This window comes from Streptomyces sp. SID5464 (assembly GCF_009862985.1).
In the GTDB taxonomy this organism is placed as follows: Bacteria; Actinomycetota; Actinomycetes; order Streptomycetales; family Streptomycetaceae; genus Streptomyces; species Streptomyces chartreusis_D.
The window spans coordinates 170,372-171,265 of sequence record NZ_WWIQ01000073.1 but is presented as its reverse complement, the minus strand read 5'-3'; the positions used below and the strand labels follow the sequence as shown (position 1 = coordinate 171,265).

General features: G+C 67.4%; 1 protein-coding gene. It reads left to right on the top strand.

All coding sequences use genetic code 11. The annotated features are described in order from the left end of the window. The first annotated feature begins 64 nt into the window (after nucleotides 1–64). Nucleotides 65–888 (top strand): IS5 family transposase gene (locus GTY47_RS35675; protein WP_086012516.1). Its coding sequence is split into 2 segments (ribosomal slippage): nucleotides 65–425 and nucleotides 425–888, totalling 825 coding nucleotides; the frame shifts between segments, so codons are not numbered across the junction. Nucleotides 889–894: the final 6 nt, after the last annotated feature.

Genomic DNA, 894 nt, shown 5'->3' with positions numbered 1-894 from the left:
TAAGAGCTCCTAACGGAATGCGGGATGACCGTGTCCTTCAACGGAGTGGGTCGGTTGCTTGAGTGTGAGGAAGCGCGATCCCCAACCATGGCTGGTCGACGATGAGTTGTGGGCTCGAATCGAGCCTCTGCTGCCTGTCCGGCAGTGGCGGCATCGGCACCCGGGCCGAAGGGCGTTGGATGACCGCAAGGTGATGTGCGGGATCTTGTTCGTCCTGTACACCGGCATCAGATGGGAGTGGCTGCCTGCCGAGCTGGGCTTCGGCTCGGGGATGACCTGCTGGCGACGCCTGCGGGACTGGAACAACGCCGGGGTGTGGCAGCGGCTGCACGAGGTGCTGTTGGCCGAGCTGCGGGCGGCGGACCGCCTGGACATGTCCCGGGCGGTGATCGACAGTTCGCACATCCGGGCGCTCAAGGGCGGCCCAAAACCGGCCGGAGCCCGGTCGACCGAGGCCGACCGGGCTCCAAGCACCACGTGATCTGTGACGCCACCGGCGTCCCACTCGCCGTCACCCTGACCGGCGGCAACCGCAACGACATCACCCAGCTCCTGCCACTGCTGGCGGCGATCCCGCCGATCCGAGGCAAACGCGGCCGGCCCCGGCAGCGGCCGAGAGAGGTCTACGCCGACCGGGGCTATGACCACGACTGCTATCGCCGCCAGGTCTGGGCGAAGGGCATCAAGCCCGTCATTGCCCGCCGCGGCACCGAGCACGGCTCCGGCCTCGGCACGAAACGGTGGGTGGTCGAGCAGACGATTGCGCTGCTGCACTGGTTCGGCCGCCTGCGGATCCGCTGGGAGATCCGCGACGACATCCACGAGGCATTCCTCAAGCTCGCATGCTCACTGATCTGCTGGCGCCGCCTACGAACCGCATTCCGTTAGGAGCTC